This is a genomic window from Methanolapillus millepedarum, from assembly GCF_032594115.1.
Lineage (GTDB): Archaea > Halobacteriota > Methanosarcinia > Methanosarcinales > Methanosarcinaceae > Methanolapillus > Methanolapillus millepedarum.
Genome location: NZ_CP131060.1, coordinates 13,129 through 29,924, shown reverse-complemented (window position 1 = coordinate 29,924; position 16,796 = coordinate 13,129). Strand labels below are relative to the sequence as shown.

General features: G+C 43.8%; 11 protein-coding genes. 5 read left to right on the top strand and 6 right to left on the bottom strand.

The window, feature by feature from the left end:
• Nucleotides 1-411 precede the first annotated feature (411 nt).
• Complete coding sequence (purL, locus tag MsAc7_RS00135) at nucleotides 412-2,601, bottom strand: phosphoribosylformylglycinamidine synthase subunit PurL (RefSeq protein ID WP_338102592.1); 2,190 nt, start codon at nucleotides 2,599-2,601, stop codon at nucleotides 412-414.
• Nucleotides 2,602-3,003: 402 nt separating this feature from the next.
• On the opposite strand from purL, the gene larB reads away from it, so the two are divergent.
• Nucleotides 3,004-3,855: a nickel pincer cofactor biosynthesis protein LarB gene (larB, locus tag MsAc7_RS00130; protein ID WP_338102591.1), complete on the top strand. Its 852-nt coding sequence runs from the start codon at nucleotides 3,004-3,006 to the stop codon at nucleotides 3,853-3,855.
• Entirely contained in the window at nucleotides 3,852-5,102 is a 1,251-nt protein-coding gene (gene larC, locus MsAc7_RS00125; RefSeq protein ID WP_338102590.1) for a nickel pincer cofactor biosynthesis protein LarC, read from the top strand. The genes larB and larC overlap by 4 nt, the downstream gene beginning before the upstream one ends.
• Nucleotides 5,103-5,683: 581 nt before the next feature.
• Here larC and MsAc7_RS00120 read toward each other — a convergent pair.
• The 4 genes from MsAc7_RS00120 to ppdK all read right to left on the bottom strand — a co-directional run bounded on the left by MsAc7_RS00120 (nucleotide 5,684) and on the right by ppdK (nucleotide 13,750).
• Nucleotides 5,684-6,121, bottom strand: a complete 438-nt coding sequence (locus MsAc7_RS00120) for a PPC domain-containing DNA-binding protein (protein ID WP_338102589.1) — start codon at nucleotides 6,119-6,121, stop codon at nucleotides 5,684-5,686.
• Nucleotides 6,122-6,182: 61 nt separating this feature from the next.
• Complete coding sequence (locus MsAc7_RS00115; protein WP_338102588.1) at nucleotides 6,183-7,304, bottom strand: anaerobic sulfatase maturase; 1,122 nt, start codon at nucleotides 7,302-7,304, stop codon at nucleotides 6,183-6,185.
• A gap of 617 nt (nucleotides 7,305-7,921) precedes the next feature.
• Nucleotides 7,922-10,705 carry a cation-translocating P-type ATPase gene (locus MsAc7_RS00110; protein ID WP_338102587.1) on the bottom strand — a complete coding sequence of 928 codons (2,784 nt, stop codon included), beginning with the start codon at nucleotides 10,703-10,705 and terminating at the stop codon, nucleotides 7,922-7,924.
• Nucleotides 10,706-11,101: 396 nt separating this feature from the next.
• Nucleotides 11,102-13,750 carry a pyruvate, phosphate dikinase gene (gene ppdK, locus MsAc7_RS00105; RefSeq protein ID WP_338102586.1) on the bottom strand — a complete coding sequence of 883 codons (2,649 nt, stop codon included), beginning with the start codon at nucleotides 13,748-13,750 and terminating at the stop codon, nucleotides 11,102-11,104.
• Nucleotides 13,751-14,423: 673 nt separating this feature from the next.
• On the opposite strand from ppdK, the gene MsAc7_RS00100 reads away from it, so the two are divergent.
• Nucleotides 14,424-14,678 (top strand): H/ACA ribonucleoprotein complex subunit GAR1, encoded by a 255-nt coding sequence (locus MsAc7_RS00100; RefSeq protein WP_338102585.1) that lies wholly within the window; start codon nucleotides 14,424-14,426, stop codon nucleotides 14,676-14,678.
• A 122-nt stretch (nucleotides 14,679-14,800) separates the two neighbouring features.
• Nucleotides 14,801-15,808 carry a transcription initiation factor IIB gene (locus MsAc7_RS00095; protein ID WP_338102584.1) on the top strand — a complete coding sequence of 336 codons (1,008 nt, stop codon included), beginning with the start codon at nucleotides 14,801-14,803 and terminating at the stop codon, nucleotides 15,806-15,808.
• On the opposite strand, the gene MsAc7_RS00090 is transcribed toward MsAc7_RS00095, so the two are convergent.
• Nucleotides 15,763-16,215: a hypothetical protein gene (locus MsAc7_RS00090; protein ID WP_338102583.1), complete on the bottom strand. Its 453-nt coding sequence runs from the start codon at nucleotides 16,213-16,215 to the stop codon at nucleotides 15,763-15,765. The genes MsAc7_RS00095 and MsAc7_RS00090 overlap by 46 nt on opposite strands.
• A 127-nt stretch (nucleotides 16,216-16,342) precedes the next feature.
• Between MsAc7_RS00090 and MsAc7_RS00085 the strand changes: the two genes are divergently transcribed.
• The gene (locus tag MsAc7_RS00085) at nucleotides 16,343-16,624 is read left to right on the top strand and encodes a hypothetical protein (protein ID WP_338102582.1); all 282 of its coding nucleotides are present in this window, start codon (nucleotides 16,343-16,345) and stop codon (nucleotides 16,622-16,624) included.
• Nucleotides 16,625-16,796: the final 172 nt, after the last annotated feature.

Below are 16,796 nucleotides of genomic sequence, written 5' to 3'. Positions count from 1 at the left end.
TGATGATTAGTTTAATTTCCATTAAATTAATAGACATTTAGTAATTAAAGATTGCGTATCAAATCAAATTGAAAAAAATAAAAAAGCAATAAGCAAAAAGAAAATAAACAAAAAACAATCGGATGCTGGAATATTAATTAAAATAATAGCCATTAGTTTAATGAACATTATTTTATTGAAATCAAAAATGTGTCACCATAATGTGCGCACTGCCATTTACTTCAAAAATCAAAAATATGAAAAGAAAAGGAAAAAAGAGATAAACAAAAAATAAAAAAGATTAAACAAAAAAACAAAAAAGATAAACGAAAAAACAAAAAAGAGAAAAACAAAAAAAGAAAAAAGATAAACAAAAAAGATAAAAAAGAAAAAAATGAAGAAGAAAGATAATCCTTCATTCAAATTTCCCAATTAGTAGGTTTGATTTTTATAACCCAATTTCATGGCTTTTTCAATAGAAGAAGAAGCTTCGTCAATTTCCTCTTTGGTCAAAACAACGGAGCCGGCCGCAAGTTTCATGTTCAATTCGCTTGCCTTTTTCGTTTTTCCGATTTCGATTGCCGGAATTCCTTTGAGCATTTCCATTACTTTTTCCGGAGATTTCGTTGTCAAAATCACACGGGCGGGGGACTCGGCAAATAAAACTTCATCCGACATGCCGGAAATTTTGGACAAATCAACATCTGCACCGATTGCTGTTACCATTTTTGCAAGAGCGATTCCAAGACCGCCTTTTGAAATGTCATGAGCTGTTGTCACGTTTCCGGAAGCGCAAACCTCAACGACTTTTTCGACAATCTTGTCATAATCGGCCGGAACAGACGGGACGATGCCGGCGGTTTCCATGCCGGAAACACGATAATATTCGCTTCCGCCCATTTCCACTTTGGTCGTTCCAACCAAAATAACGGTTTCGTCTTCATTTTTAAAGAAAGACGTCGGAATCGGTTTTTCAAAAGAAACGATACCGAGAATACCGATGGATGGCGTCGGCAAAATGGCGGTGTCAAATTCATCACTTTCATTATAAAGAGAGACATTTCCGCCGACCACCGGAATGTTTAATTTTTTGGCGGCATCCGCAAGGCCAAGAACGGATTGCTTCAAAATCCAATATTGATCCGGCTTTTTCGGGTTTCCGAAGTTCAGGTTGTCCACCAAACAAAGACCGGCAGCGCCTTTGACGGCAACGTTCATCGCGTTTTCAATCACAGTGATGACGGCACCTGCGTACGGGTCCAAAAGACCGATGGCCGGCTCACAGCCGCAAGTCATCGCCACACCTTTTTTGTCGGTCACTTTCATGATACCGGCATCTCCGCCGCTTTCACCGACAACTGTCGGAAGAGTCGTTTCTTTGTATTTTTCCCAAACACACTTGCGGGAGGCTAAGTTGTAAGAAGAAAGCATTTTTAAAACGGATTTTTTGACTTCGGCGGCCGTTTCCGGAGATTTCGGTTTTTGAGTCACCAAATCTTTGGTCCTCGGCGCCGGCGCTTTGGACGGCATTTCGACTTTCGGAACGCCTTGAATCAGGAAGCGAATCGGAAGTTTGGCTTCGACTTTTCCCTGATATTCCACAACATACTCCTGCTCCTTTGTTAAATAGCCGATGTCTGCCGCCGGAACATTGTGCTTTTTCATAATCTCCATGACTTTGGAGAGGTTTTCCGGCTTGATTTCCGCAAGCATTCTTTCCTGCGTTTCCGCAAGCATCACTTCATAAGCGGTCATTTTTTCATATTTTACCGGGACGGCATCCAGAAGAACGTGAGCACCGAAATTGCCTTTGTCGGCCAATTCGGATGCGGCACCTGCAAGTCCTGCGGCACCCAAGTCACGGCAGGATTCCACAAGTCCTTTTTCGATAATTTCAATGGTCGCGTCGATCAAACGTCTTTCAAGTTCGGCATCGCCGGCCGGAATGGCGGATTTTTCCGGAACTTCCTCATCTTCACCCATCGCGTTTGACGCAAAAGACGCCCCGCCAAGACCATCCTTTCCGGTTTTGGAACCAAAGAGGAAGATACGGTTGCCGGCCGCTTTTGAAATGGAAGTCATCACATGTTCTTTTTTGCCGAGGCCGACGCAAACAACATTGACCAGAGGGTTTCCGTTGTAACGTTCATCAAAATAAGATTCTCCGCGAATCGCGGCAACTTGAATGGTTTTGGAGTAGTCGGCCGAGCCCTGCAAAATGTTATCAAAAAGCCAACGGTTTTTTTCGGCATCCAACGGACCAACGTAAAACGGCGCAAGAACAGCAACGGCGCGCGTTCCCATGGAAATGACGTCGCGGACAATTCCGCCGACACCTGTTGCGGCACCGCTGTAAGGCTCGACATAAGACGGGTGATTGTGGCTTTCCATGGCCACCGAAAGAACATATTCGTCATCGAATTTAATGACAGCCGCATCGTCACCCGGTCCAATGATGACGTTTTTGCCATCGGTTTTGAAATTTCTCAACAGAACGCCGCTTGAGCGGTAGGAACAGTGTTCGCTCCAAAGGTTCAAAAAGCAGCCTTGTTCTAAGGTGTTGGGCTCACGGCCTAATTTCTCAACGATCAGTTTGTGATCTTCTGCAGGTAACATGGACATGGATATCAGCCTTTTAGTTTTGTGATTCGGAAATCTGCTTGATTTTAAACAATTCTTGTTTTTTTCAAAAAACAATAAAACACAAAATTAAGAAATAAGCAATAATTTAAAAGTCTTGTCATACGCAAAAAAAGGGTGCTGAATTATCATCTATTATATTGATAGAAAATGAATTAAAATCAAATGTTTGAACAAAAAGAATACAACATTTATCATGATTTGTCAAGTTTAATTTAAATTTATTTTAATTTATGAGGTCTGTTTAATTTTGGTTTTAGTTTAATTTTAATTTAATTGCAGGTTTAAATTTTAGATTTTATTTTAGGCTTAATTTTAATTTGATTAAATCCGTCCTTTGAGATAGATATAAAAGACTTCAAGGATTGATAAAAACAGAAATTTATGGATATTCGAAAAGTTTTAGAGCAATATCGGTCGGAAGAGATTGATTTGATAACGGCCGAAGAAAAGATTCGCTCAATGGGATTTTTAGCGGTTTCCGACATCGCCAAAATTGATACGTTCCGTTGCCGGCGGACAGGTGTTCCGGAAGCCGTGCTGGCCGAAGGCAAAAAAACAGCCGATTTGGTCAAAATCATAAAGGCGCAGGTTGCGGCAAATGGGCGCGTGTTGGTGACGCGTGTTTCGAAGAAAAAATTAAAGGCGCTGAAAGACGAATTTGAATTTATCATCGTTGGTAAAAGCGGCAACTCTTGTGTCATTTGGGACGGCAAAACCGAACGAAAAAAAGAGGGCGGCCTTGTTGCGTTGATTTCGGCCGGAACAGCAGATATTTCGGTTCTTGATGAAGCTAAAATGACAGCGGAAGAGATGGGGTGCCGCACGATTGAAATTTGTGATGTCGGCGTTGCCGGTTACCACCGTTTGATTTTGGAAATGAATAAATTAACAGACTTTAAACCGGACGCCGTTGTGGTGGCGGCCGGACGCGAAGGAACGCTTCCGACCGTTGTTGCCGGAATGATTGACGCCCCCGTGATCGGACTTCCGGTTTCGACCGGCTACGGCGCCGGCGCAAATGGTAAAGCGGCGCTTTTGGCCATGCTTCAATCGTGTTCCGTCGTGAGTGTCGTCAATATTGATGCCGGATTTGTGGCAGGCGCTTATGCGGCGCGGATTGCCAACAAAATGGAAAAACTGAGACAAAACGCAAGTCCAAAGGATCCCGATTTTGAAAATAGGAATATGAAGGCTGTGACCCATATCTGCAAAAAGGAGAGAGAAAACAAATGAAAGCCCTCGTTTTTGACCCGTTTTCCGGCGCTTCCGGCGATATGATTTTAGGCGCGTTGATTGATCTGGGAGCGGATACCGCCTTTATTCAAAAGGAAATCAAAAAGGTGACGAATGTTTCTTTTTCTACCGGATTTGCTTTTAAAAATGGCGTCTGTTCCGTAAAAGCCACGGTTGAAGACGTTTGCGAAAATAACGAACGAACCTATTTTGAAATCGTCAATTTGATTCAAAATTCGGATTTGACGCCGGAAATAAAAGAGAACACTCTTTCTGTTTTTGAGATTATTGCCAACGCTGAGTCCCGTATTCACCACAAAACTTTGGACCACCTTCATTTTCATGAGACCGGCCAAAATGACGCGATTGCGGATGTTGTCGGTGTTTGTGCCGGTCTTTGTGATTTGGCGCGCCGTAAAGAAACGGCATATGATTTGATATTGTGTAAAGGGATCAATGTCGGCGGCGGTTTTGTCCGGTGCGCGCACGGCGAACTTCCGGTTCCGGCACCGGCAACGCTTGAAATTCTCCGAGCCGGCCGGTTGCCGTTTTATTCGCGCGGCGAAATTGAACTCTTAACGCCGACCGGCGCCGCTCTTTTATCGCATTTTTCAAAACCGGCCGCTATCGTTTGCGGCGTGGAACTTTTAACAGGATACGGCGCCGGTTTTGCCGATACGAAACTTCCAAACGTTTTGCGCGTCTCTCTTGTTGAAACGGAAAATGAAAACGCGTCATTTGCCGTTTCGGATTCAAGCGGTTTGCCGCTTTTGTCCAAAGAACAAATTGAGATATTGGAAACAAATGTGGACGACGTGACCGGAGAAGTTATCGGCCATCTGATCGACGAACTGATGGACATGGGCGCCCGGGACGTTTCCGTGTCGCCGATATTCATGAAAAAGGGGCGCCCGGCTCATTTAATTCGAGTGATTGCAAAACCCGCCGATTCGGAAAAATTGGCGCGGAAAATGATTACAGAAACCGGTTCCCTAGGCGTTCGCGTGATTCCGTCAAAGCACAGGCTTTCGGTATTCCGGGAAATAAAAGAGATTCAGGTTGAATTCGCCGGAAAAACATTCCCGGTTCCGATTAAAATTGCCCGGCTGCCGGAAGGCGAAATTGTACATATTTCCGCCGAATATGAAAACTGTAAGCAAATCGCAAAAGAAACGGGAATTTCCCTTCAAAAAGTGATTCAAAAAACAGAATCGGAAGCTCAAAACAAATTTTGCGGCGGCAAATAACTGCAAAAATGGTAACGATGAGATGAGATTTATAAAAATTACACTCAAAAACCGACCATGTTTGTCAGAGATATCCACGTTTGACGATAACGAAATATGCAAACAACGATAAAAATATTTAAGTCTGTTTATTCTTTTCTTCTTCATTTTACCGGTTTTCCGAATGAACCGGCATGTTCATAGAACAGATAAGTTTATATACCCCTTAATGAATTAGAAGGATTCGGGTAAAGGTAAATAAAATTGTTTTACACTTCTTTTTGTCTGACGACACCAAAACCTCCGTAAAACAACCCTTAATATTATACCCGAACGGAAAATGTTGCCCCCCAACAACATTTTCCGATTATTGTTTTCAAAAATTTTACTTTTATTAAAAATGATTCTCATTTAAAAAAACCATATTTAACATCATTTTTTTAGAAAAAAGAAATGAATCGGCTTCTAAACAAAAGATATAAAGAGATAGAGCCGCTTTTTTGAAAAATCCATTTTAATTGATATTATCCTGTCTTTTTGGCAGAGGTCAATATTTTTGAAATAGATATCAAGCAGATTGTTAAAAGAAAATCGGTTTAAAATCAACGGAACCGAATCGGCGAATAACCTTCCGCATCCGACCAAACACGTTCAGCTTCAAACCCGGTCAATTCATACATGAAAACTTCCGTGACCATAAAGGCAATATTTTCTTTTCGGACACAACCGACCAAAACGCTCGCGCCTTTCCCGAGGCCGGCATGCAAATGAAGAACAGGTGCCCCATTTTCCCAAAATAAATTGCCGACGCCGACAATTTCGTGAGCGTCTTCATAACTGAACCAGAGTTTATTCGGCGGGCGGACGTTTTCTTTCGGCCCGGCGACCAAATTTCCGGCCTCAATCGCGCCCAAGAGAACAAAATTTGCCATTTTAACTTTTTCCCGAACGGCAACCGTTTTAATCGATTCCAAGATGTCTTCGCCATGGTCAATGCGAATTGTAAAAACACGACCGACTTGTCCGACGCGGTAATCCATACTTTTGACCTCCAAGAAACAACAGAACGTCGGAATAAAATCTGTCCTCCGATTTATAAGTTTATGTCCGCCTCGGCATTTTTTTGGCAATGTCCGCCATCCGCGGCAAGCAATGCTCGAAGAATTGCAGATAGGCTTCGCAATAACAATTCAAAGAAGGAACATCGTTTGTAACCGGTTCCCGATCGCGCCGGCAGCCGCCCCGGCAAATAAAACCGTAATCGCAGGTTTTGCATTTGTCGTGAATAAAACCGGACAGCTCCATAAATCGGAACGACTCCTCCGAATTGAGCATTTCATAAAAGCTGCCCTTTCGAACGTCTCCGATTTTATATTCGTCAAGCGCGTAAAAATCGCACGGATAAACGGACCCGTCGGCTTCAACCACCGGATAACTTTGACAATTTCCGGTCATAGCGCAGTTGTCGGGTGCTTCTCCCATCAACATCCGAACGTAATTGTCAAACTGGCGGATGGAATAGTAGTCGCCGATAATGAAATCTTCGTACCACAAATCAAAAATCCGGGAGAGGAATTTGCCGTATGTTTCGCCATCCAATGAATATGGATTGACGCCGTGCGGTTCGTTCAGGTTGTCCATGCAAGCGATGAATTGAATGAAATGGAAATCGTATTTCTTATAAAAATCATAAACGCTGTCCGGGTCGGCAGCAAACGGTTTGGTCACGACGCTTAAAATGTTAAAATCAGTACCGTTTCGGGTTAATACTTCCGCGGCAGAAAGACACTTGTCAAACGTTCCAAAACCGGACGCATCAAGACGGAGCGAATCATGTGTCTTTTGGTTTCCATCGATAGACAAACCGACCAAAAAACGGTTTTTTGCGAAAAATTGGGCCCATTCGTCCGTCATCAATGTTCCGTTGGTTTGGATGGAATTTTCAATGGGAATGTTGTGAACGTTATATTTTTTTTGAAGTTCAATCAATTTTTCATAAAAGGGAAGTCCCATCAGCATGGGTTCGCCACCTTGAAAACCAAAAGAACACCAACCGGTCACTTCGGACAAAACTTTTTTAACCAAAATCTCTAAAGTTTCTTCCGTCATCCGCCCGCGGTTTTTTGTTTCGCGGGATTCGGAAACATCATTATAAAAACAGTACTCGCAACGCATATTGCAGTTGCCGGACGCCGGTTTGATTAACAAAGATAAAGCTTGCACGATTTAAACTCCTTAAACTCCTGCATTCTCAATGTATTTTTTCATTAAAATATTTATCCTTAAAAAATAAATTCGCAGATTTTCAAAATCAAAAAACGTGCCATTGTAAGAGCGCAGGGCAAAAAATAAAAATCAAAAAGATTCTATCTCTGCTGTTTCCATTTTGCAGATTGCACCTGCTGTTTCCATTTTACAGATTGCACCTACGGATTGCCATTTTACAACTTGCATCTGCTGTTTCTATTTTACAACTTGCATCTGCTGTTTCTATTTTACAACTTGCATCTGCTGTTTCTATTTTACAACTTGCATCTGCTGTTTCTATTTTACAACTTGCATCTGTTTGCTACTTCACCAATCTGTCGAATTGAAATCCGAATAAACAGATGCGATACGCATCTGTTTATTCGGGGCGGTTTGCTTGAATTTTAAGAAAAGTGTATGGACAGCTTTCTTAACGTTTTCAAAAATGACTCCGTCTTTTTTATCGGCTCAAAAAGAAAATGTGACGCTGTAACGCGCGCGCCGCCGCCCCCATAAAAAACAGAAACAGATGAATAAAAAAGAAAAGAAAAAGAAAAGAAAAATTCATCCGAAAATGAATTTTTCAAACTCATTTAATCGTTTTCATGCCGAAGCCGCGCGATCCATTTTTGGAATTCCACAAAGAAAAGCATGGCGATACACAAAAACAAGACTTCGACCCACTGCTTCATATCAAGCGGCGCAAGCTCAAAAATGTCCCTCAAAAACGGCACCAAAACAACGACCAATTGAAGTGCGGCAGAACCTAAAAAGGCCAGCCATAAGTACGGGTGTTCTTTGGGTTTGATGGCAAAAATACTGTGACGTTCCGATTGGAATCCGATGGCGGCAAACAATTGCACCAACGCCAGCGTCAAAAACGCCATCGTAACACCGGTTGTATGGGAAACTTGGCTTCCAAGGTAATAAGCGGCAAGCGTTAAAACGGCTTCTACAAGGCCGACCGTAAAAATCCGGCCCCATTCCCGTTTGTTGAAAAACGGAACCGTTTGGTCCCGCGGTTTTCTGTTCATAATGTCTTTTTCGGCCGGTTCGACGCCGAGCGCCAATGCGGGGAACGTATCGGTCACAAGATTAATCCACAAAATGTGAATGGGAGACATGAGCACAAATCCCATAATGGTCGCGGTTAAAATAGCAATGACTTCACCCATGTTGGACGAAAGGAGGAAGCGAACGGTTTTGTGAATGTTATCAAAAATACTGCGCCCTTCCTCGACAGCTAAAACGATGGTTGCAAAATTATCGTCCATTAAAACCATATCGGAAGCGCTTTTTGACACATCGGTTCCGGTGATCCCCATACCGACGCCGATATCGGCCTTTTTGAGAGCCGGCGCATCGTTGACACCGTCACCGGTCATGGCGACGATCTTGCCTTTTTTCTGCCAAGCCGTCACAATCCGAACTTTGTGTTCCGGCGAAACACGGGCATAAACCCCGATTTTTGCCACATTGTCATCCAGTTCTTTTTCGCTCATGGTCTCTAAGTCGGCGCCCGTAATCGCAATCCGACCGTCATCCAAAAGACCGAGATCGTTCGCAATCGCAACAGCTGTTGTTTTGTGGTCGCCCGTAATCATGACCGGGATAATGCCGGCCTTGCGGCACGTTTTCACCGTCTCCGCCACTTCCGGGCGCGGCGGGTCAATCATGCCGACCAAGCCGCAGAAGATCAAATGGCTTTCCGTGCCGTCCACATCTTCCGAGTCAATCGAATCTTCGTCCTTATAAGCGAAAGCCAAGATGCGAAGCGCGCTTTTTGCCATTTCTTCATTGACCACCAAAACCTTGGATTTCAAATCTTCCGTCATCGGAACGACTTGTCCTTCATGGAAAGCAAAATCAGACCGGCTGACAATGGACTCCGGCGCGCCTTTCACATAAATGCGGAGTTTCCCGGACGCGGTCTTTGTGATTTCTTCTTTGAGAAGAGGTTTGGAAGATACGGAAACCGTTGTTACGCCGGCAACCTCCGCCTCCGACTCGGAAAAAACCGATTGTTCAGTCACTTGAACAGTAATCTGATCAACATCTACGGCGACCGTTGACCGTTTTCGATCCGAATCAAACGGGATTTCACCGGCACGTTTTCGGCCTTTGATTTGGCCGGTTGTCCAAAGATTGTTGACAAGCAAATAATCCAAAAGGGCTGTTTCCGTCGGATCGCCGATTAATTTTGATTTTTCATCCAAACGGGAATCGTTGCAATGGCCGAGCGCATCCAGAAGCGGCGCAATTTCAGGCGAATGAACATCTTCAATGTAATCAAAATTCCAGACTTTTTGAACAGTCATTTTATTTTGGGTGAGCGTCCCCGTTTTGTCGGAACAAATGACTTGGGTGGAGCCGAGAGTTTCCACCGCCGGAAGCCGCCGGACCAAAGCGCCGCGTTTGGCCATCCGGGACATGCCGAGCGCCAAAACAATGGTAACGACCGCCACCAATCCTTCCGGAATAGCCGCCACCGCTAAGGAAACAGCGGTTAAAAAGATATCGACAATGTCACGCCCGCCCAAATATCCGATGGCAAAAACCAAGACGGCAATTCCGATGACCAAAAAGGAAATCGCTTTTGAAATTTTATTGAGCTGCTTTTGAAGCGGAGTTGTTTCTTTCGTTGTAGATGTGAGCTGCTTTGCGATTCTTCCGATTTCTGTTTGCATGCCGATGGCCACGACAACACCGCTGCCGCGTCCGTAAGTCGCGGATGTTCCCATGAAGGCCATGTTGGTTCGGTCGCCGATACAAACATCTCCGACGACACCCGGTTTTTTGGAAACCGGTTGAGATTCCCCGGTGAGCGCCGCCTCTTCAATTTTAAGAGAAAAGGATGTCAAAAGGCGAAGGTCTGCCGGAATCGAGTCGCCGGCTTCCAAAAGAACAATATCGCCCGCAACCAAATCTGCCGCCGGAATTGTGGAAACAGTCCCGCGCCGGAGAACTCTGGCATTTGGCGCCGCCATTTTTTTAAGTGCCTCAATTGATGATTCCGCTTTCACTTCCTGAACGGTTCCAAGAATGGCATTTAAGATAACAACAATTGAAATAATGGCGCTGTCAATCGGAAACTCGTGTTCCGTATAACTGATAAAAGCAGTGATTAAAGCCGCCGCAATCAAAACCCAGATCATTAAGTTGGCAAATTGAGAGAGAAAAATAGAGAGGATGGAACGTTTTTTGCCTTCTTCCAAAATGTTCGGTCCAAGTTCTTCAAGCCTTTTTTGAGCTTCTTCATTCGAAAGACCTTGTTCGTCGGTTTTGAGTTGTTCAAGAATATTCACTTCTTCCAAAGAACACCAAGCTGTCTCCGGTTTCTTTTCAATACTTTTTTGAGCCGTATCTTTGTTATTCATTTCGGATACACCGGTAACGATTTTGAGATAAATACAGTAAGATGCTATGAATAAAGCGTAATCGAATATAAAGATGGTTGATAAAAAAGAAAAGACTGTTTCAGAAAACGTGCCCGATGTTAAAATCATGCCAATCCAAGAGAACATCAACCGTTTTTAAGAAAATAAAAACCGACAGCTGCCGGTCTTCATCTGACCAAATGCTGATTTTTAAATGGTAAAATTGAATTAAATGGTAAAATTGATTTAAATAAAAAATTGATTTAAATAAAAAATTGATTTAAATAAAAAATTGATTTAAATGGTAAAATTGAATTAAATAAAAAATGGATTTAAATGGCGGGTCCGGCAAAATTTGAAATTGCCGGGTCCAAGAATCCAATTTTTATTTTAAACTTACTTTTCTTTGGCAATTGTCGCTTGAGCCGCCACAAGCCGCGCAATCGGCACGCGGTAGGGAGAACAACTGACATAATTGAGACCGAGTTCGTTGGCAAAAATAATCGAGTTGGGTTCGCCGCCGTGTTCGCCGCAAATGCCCATCTTCAGACCGGGATGTGTCTTTCTGCCTTTTTCGATTCCGATTTTCATCAGTTCGCCGACACCTTCACGGTCAAGAACCGCAAACGGATCGTCCGCCAAAATACCGTCTTCAATGTAAAGCGGAATGAATTTGGCAACGTCGTCTCTTGAGAAACCGAATGTGGTTTGCGTGAGGTCGTTGGTTCCAAAGGAGAAGAACTCCGCTTCTTTGGCAATTTGGTCAGCCGTCATCACAGCGCGCGGAAGCTCAATCATGGTACCGACCGTGTAATCGATTTGAACATTGTATTCTTTCATCACTTCAGCGGCCGTTTCTTGAACATCCTTTTTGGTGATTTCAAGTTCGCGGACATGTCCGACCAACGGAATCATCAATTCGGGTTTGACGATGATGCCTTCTTTGGATAATTCGCAAGCGGCTTCGATAATGGCGCGCGTTTGCATGTTATAAATTTCCGGGTAAGTGATGCCGAGGCGGCAACCGCGGTGGCCGAGCATCGGATTAAGTTCATGCAAGTTAATGACACGGTTGATGACGCTCATCAATTTGTCAATTTCCTTTTGAGGCGCGCCTTCGGCTTGAAGTTCGCGGATTTTGTCTTGAATTTCATGGACTTTCGGGAGGAATTCATGAAGCGGCGGGTCCAAATAACGAATGGTGACCGGCTTTCCACGCATCACTTTAAAGATCTGCTTGAAATCTTCTTTTTGCATCGGAAGAATCTTTTTCAAATGAATTTCCCGCTCTTCTTTGGTTTCGGACATGATCATCGCGCGGACAGCGGCAATTCTGTCCTCCTCAAAGAACATGTGTTCCGTCCGGCAAAGACCGATTCCTTCAGCGCCCAGTTCCAGCGCTTTTTGAGCGTCGGCCGGATTGTCGGCGTTGGTCCGAACGCCCAGCGTTCTGATTCCGTCCGCCCATTTCAAAAGGACTTCGATTTCCGGACTGATTTCGGGTTCAATCAGAGGAACCTGGCCTAAAATAACGCAGCCGGTGCTGCCGTCAATGGTAATGAAATCCAACTCTTTAATTTCAATGTCGCCGATTTTGAAATTTTTGGCTTCGGCGGAAATGAGCAGGTCACCGCAACCGACAACGCAAGGCTTCCCCATACCGCGGCCAACGACGGCCGCGTGGGACGTCATACCGCCGCGGACGGTGAGGACGCCTTCAGACACGTGCATGCCGCCAATGTCTTCGGGAGAGGTTTCCGTTCGGACTAAAATAACGCGTTCGCCTTTTTCGACCCAGTGTTCGGCGTCTTCGGACGTGAAAACAACTTTCCCGACGGCAGCGCCCGGAGAAGCCGGAAGGCCTTTCGCGACGACTTTTTGCGGCGCTTTCGGATCAATCATCGGATGGAGAAGTTGGTCAATTTGAGACGGCGTGATTCTGGTAACAGCTGTCCTTTTATCAATTAAACCTTCGTTCACCATGTCCACCGCAATCTTTGTAGCGGCCGGTGCCGTTCGTTTTCCGTTGCGGGTTTGAAGCATGAAGAGTTGGCCTTCTTGAATGGTAAATTCAATGTCCTGCATATCTTTGAAGTGTTTTTCCAACTTTTTGCAGATATCGACCAGCTGTTTGTAGGCAACCGGAATGCATTTTTCAAGAGTGCTGATTTCAGACGGCGTCCGAATACCGGCAACAACGTCTTCGCCTTGCGCATTAATCAGGTACTCGCCAAAAAAGCGGTTTTCACCGGTCGACGGGTTTCTGGTAAACGCGACGCCGGTTCCGGAAGTTTCGCCCATATTTCCGTAAACCATCGACTGAACGTTCACGGCGGTTCCCCAATTATTTGGGATGTTGTTAATCCGGCGGTAGATCACGGCGCGTTCGGTGTTCCACGAATCAAAAACGGCATCAATCGCCATAAAGAGTTGTTTTTCCGGCTCTTGCGGGAAAGCAAAGCCTTTTTCCTTCAAAACGATTTTTTTGGATTCCTCAACAATCGCTTTTAAGTCGTCAACCGAAAGTTCGGTATCGGAAGAAATTTTTGACTTCGTTTTTTGAGCGTCCAAAATATGTTCAAATTTGTTAAACTCAATTCCTAAAACAACATCGCCAAACATTGAAATAAAACGGCGGTAACAATCATAAGCAAAACGGGAATTTCCGGTCTTTTCAGAAAGACCGATCACGGATTCATCGTTTAAACCCAAATTTAAAACAGTGTCCATCATGCCGGGCATGGAAATTCGGGCGCCTGAACGGACAGAAACCAGAAGAGGGTCTTTTTTGTCGCCCAATTTTTTTCCGGTAGCCTTTTCCAATTTTAAAACAGCGTCTTTGATTTCTTTTAAAATGGAATCCGGATACTCATTTTTTTCAAGATAAATCGTACAGACTTCGGTTGTGATTGTAAATCCCGGCGGGACCGGAATTCCAAGATTCGCCATTTCCGCCAAGTTTGCGCCTTTCCCGCCAAGAAGGTCTCTCATACTGCTTTTCCCTTCAGTTTGGCCCGCACCAAATGAGTAAACATATTTAGACAAAATATTCCTCCGATGAACCGATTATGTATTGTGTAATTTGATATCAACTTGATTATTAAGAGAAAATGACAAAAAATACCTTGAATAAAAAGAACTGGTTATTTTAATATTTGTCGATAGAACTTCCACATAAACGACCACACAACATGAATAAAAAAGCGGCATTGAATATGATTCGCCGGTCCGGACAGGAAAACCGGACAAATAAACTGATGGCAAAAAAGAATTACTCATATATTAAAATGGCGAAATTATTATTGAGCAATATATTATAAAATTTGAAAAAATTGCAAAGAAAAAACGTAAGTCCTCGGAAAGGAATACAAAATAAAAAGGTTTCCCGAAAAGATGAAACCGCTCATTAAAATCTTGACGGCGGATAAAATCTTTAAAAATGATTTAGACGAAGCCCGTTTTTAAAAAAATATAAATTCAAGCGCAACGATGGAAGACAAAATTCCCATTCATTTTTGAAAATCTATATTAATCTTTTCGATAGATTTATATATCCAATGTTAGGATATATGTCTATTTGTCTTCATCTTGAGAAAGGCGATACTTGGAAGTATAAACATAAGAACGTGTTTTAGAAAAGTCCGAATCAAGATAATGAAACGAATGGAATAACAGATAATCCCATGACATTTTAATATATATAGATTTTGAGGATTTCATGAAACGACTTGGAACAGTCACTCACCTGCATGGTCAATCTTGTTTTGTTGTAAAATATGATGTAATTGATTCAAACGCATCTCTTTACGGAATGCTGAATTCACAAGTTATTGACAAAAGCGTCCGGCCGATCGGAAAAGTTGTGACGGTATTCGGGTCTGAGAAGCAGCCTTACTTTCTCGTCCGAATTTATCGGGAACTCAAAACGGCGCAAATCAAAAATCTGGTGAAAGAAAAGGTCTATATAAAGTAATGTAAAGCCGAAAAAAGAAATATCAACCCAAAATATTGATTGAAAAAAGGGTTTGAGCGGCAATTTGAAGTTATTTTTGAATACAAATTTAGAGTGATATGGTAAATATCAGGTGTGATGAAATGGTAGAAATTGAAAGAGTTCGATATTCGGACACAATTAACAGAGACAAAATCAAAGAGATGATCCGTTCCAAGAAAGAAAAAGAGGTTTCAAAGGATACGGAAATTTACTGTTGCCCGGAATGCAGCAGCCAAAACTTGGTTCATGATTATGAGCGCGCCGAACTGGTTTGCGGCGACTGCGGTTTGGTCGTTGACGCTGATTTCGTGGACGAAGGCCCGGAATGGCGTGCGTTTGACCACGACCAACGTATGAAACGCTCACGTGTCGGCGCTCCGATGACGTACACGATTCACGACAAAGGTCTTTCCACCATGATCGACTGGCGCAACCGTGACTCTTACGGAAAATCAATTTCATCCAAAAACCGCGCGCAACTCTACCGTCTCAGAAAGTGGCAAAGACGTATCCGTGTGAGTAACGCGACGGAACGAAACCTGGCATTTGCGCTGTCGGAACTCGACAGAATGGCGTCTGCTCTTGGTCTTCCGAGAACCGTCCGTGAAACCGCATCGGTCGTTTACAGAAAGGCTGTTGACAAAAACCTGATTCGCGGAAGAAGTATCGAAGGTGTTGCCGCCGCTGCTCTTTATGCTGCCTGCCGCCAATGCAGCGTCCCGAGAACCTTGGACGAAGTTGAAGAAGTGTCAAGAGTGAGCCGAAAAGAAATCGGCAGGACTTACCGTTTCATTTCAAGAGAATTGTCCTTAAAACTCATGCCGACGTCGCCGATTGATTATGTTCCGAGATTCTGTTCCGGTTTGAATTTAAAAGGCGAAGTGCAAGCGAAAAGCGTTGAGATTCTCCGTCAGGCGTCCGAAAAAGAGTTGACAAGCGGCCGAGGCCCGACCGGTGTTGCCGCCGCCGCCATCTACATCGCCTCCATCCTTTGCGGAGAAAGAAGAACCCAAAGGGAAGTGGCCGATGTCGCCGGCGTGACCGAAGTGACGATCCGCAACCGCTATAAAGAGCTTGCAGAAGAGCTTGATATTGAAATTATTTTGTAAAAATGATTCAGGGAATCATTTTTCTTCTTTTTTTGTACTTCTTTTTTTCTCTTTTGTTGTTTTGTTTTTGGCAGCACTTGCGCGCGCGTTATGGCGACACATTTTCTTTTTGATTCAAAAAAGAACAGGGCATTCTTTTGAAAAAACACGCAAAACCCATACTGATTTTTTGAAGAATCAAGAAAATCCTCCCGAATAAACAGACGCATTTGCGGCTGTTTATTCGGATTTCGATGAAATGAGTTGAGAACAGTAGCAGCAGATGCAATCTGTACTGTAAACAGCAGATGCAACTCAAAAATGAAAAACAGTAACAGCAGATTCAAACCACACCTGTTAAACAGCAGATGTAAATCAGCAGCTGAAAACTGTAAGCTAAAAACTGCAAACTTCCGCCAGGCCGGCATCTGTTTATGAAAATCCGCAAAATACAGACGCAAAACGTCTGATTTTGCGGGGCGGTTTGCTTGGCTCTAAATTGACAGTTCTCAAAGTTTTCAGCGACCGAAGGGAGCTGTTCGCGCAGCGAACTTTTTGGAAACAGCCTCCCCCCGCCCTTTGAAAAATTCCGAGCGTAGCGAAGGAATTTTTGCGGTAAACGTTACACTGCTCTTTGAAAATCTTAAAAATAAAATCAATACGGTCTATTTTTTTAGACATCATTTAAAAATGGATGCGATAACGCGCGCGCATGCCGCTCGCCCAAAAAACAGAACACAGCAAACCAAAATTGCGACCGAAGGGAGCCGTTCGCGCAGCGAACTTTTTGGGAACAGCCTCCCCCCGCCCCTTGAAAAATTCCGAAGCGAAGCGTAGGAATTTTTAAGCGGAGCCGTTCGCGAAGCGAACTTGCGGAAACAGACTCCCCCCACCCTTTGAAAAATTCCGAAGCGAAGCGTAGGAATTTTTAAGCGGAGCCGTTCGCGAAGCGAACTTACGGAAACGGACTCCCACCGCCCTTGGAAAATTCCGAGCGAAGCGAGGAATT

Bases quoted from the DNA above. Each gene is read 5' to 3' on its own strand.
- MsAc7_RS00110 (WP_338102587.1), bottom strand. From the start codon at position 10,705: ATGAATAACAAAGATACGGCTCAAAAAAGTATTGAAAAGAAACCGGAG.
- purL (WP_338102592.1), bottom strand. From the start codon at position 2,601: ATGTCCATGTTACCTGCAGAAGATCACAAACTGATCGTTGAGAAATTA.
- MsAc7_RS00090 (WP_338102583.1), bottom strand. From the start codon at position 16,215: ATGCCGGCCTGGCGGAAGTTTGCAGTTTTTAGCTTACAGTTTTCAGCT.
- MsAc7_RS00095 (WP_338102584.1), top strand. From the start codon at position 14,801: ATGGTAGAAATTGAAAGAGTTCGATATTCGGACACAATTAACAGAGAC.
- MsAc7_RS00100 (WP_338102585.1), top strand. From the start codon at position 14,424: ATGAAACGACTTGGAACAGTCACTCACCTGCATGGTCAATCTTGTTTT.
- larC (WP_338102590.1), top strand. From the start codon at position 3,852: ATGAAAGCCCTCGTTTTTGACCCGTTTTCCGGCGCTTCCGGCGATATG.
- MsAc7_RS00120 (WP_338102589.1), bottom strand. From the start codon at position 6,121: ATGGATTACCGCGTCGGACAAGTCGGTCGTGTTTTTACAATTCGCATT.
- larB (WP_338102591.1), top strand. From the start codon at position 3,004: ATGGATATTCGAAAAGTTTTAGAGCAATATCGGTCGGAAGAGATTGAT.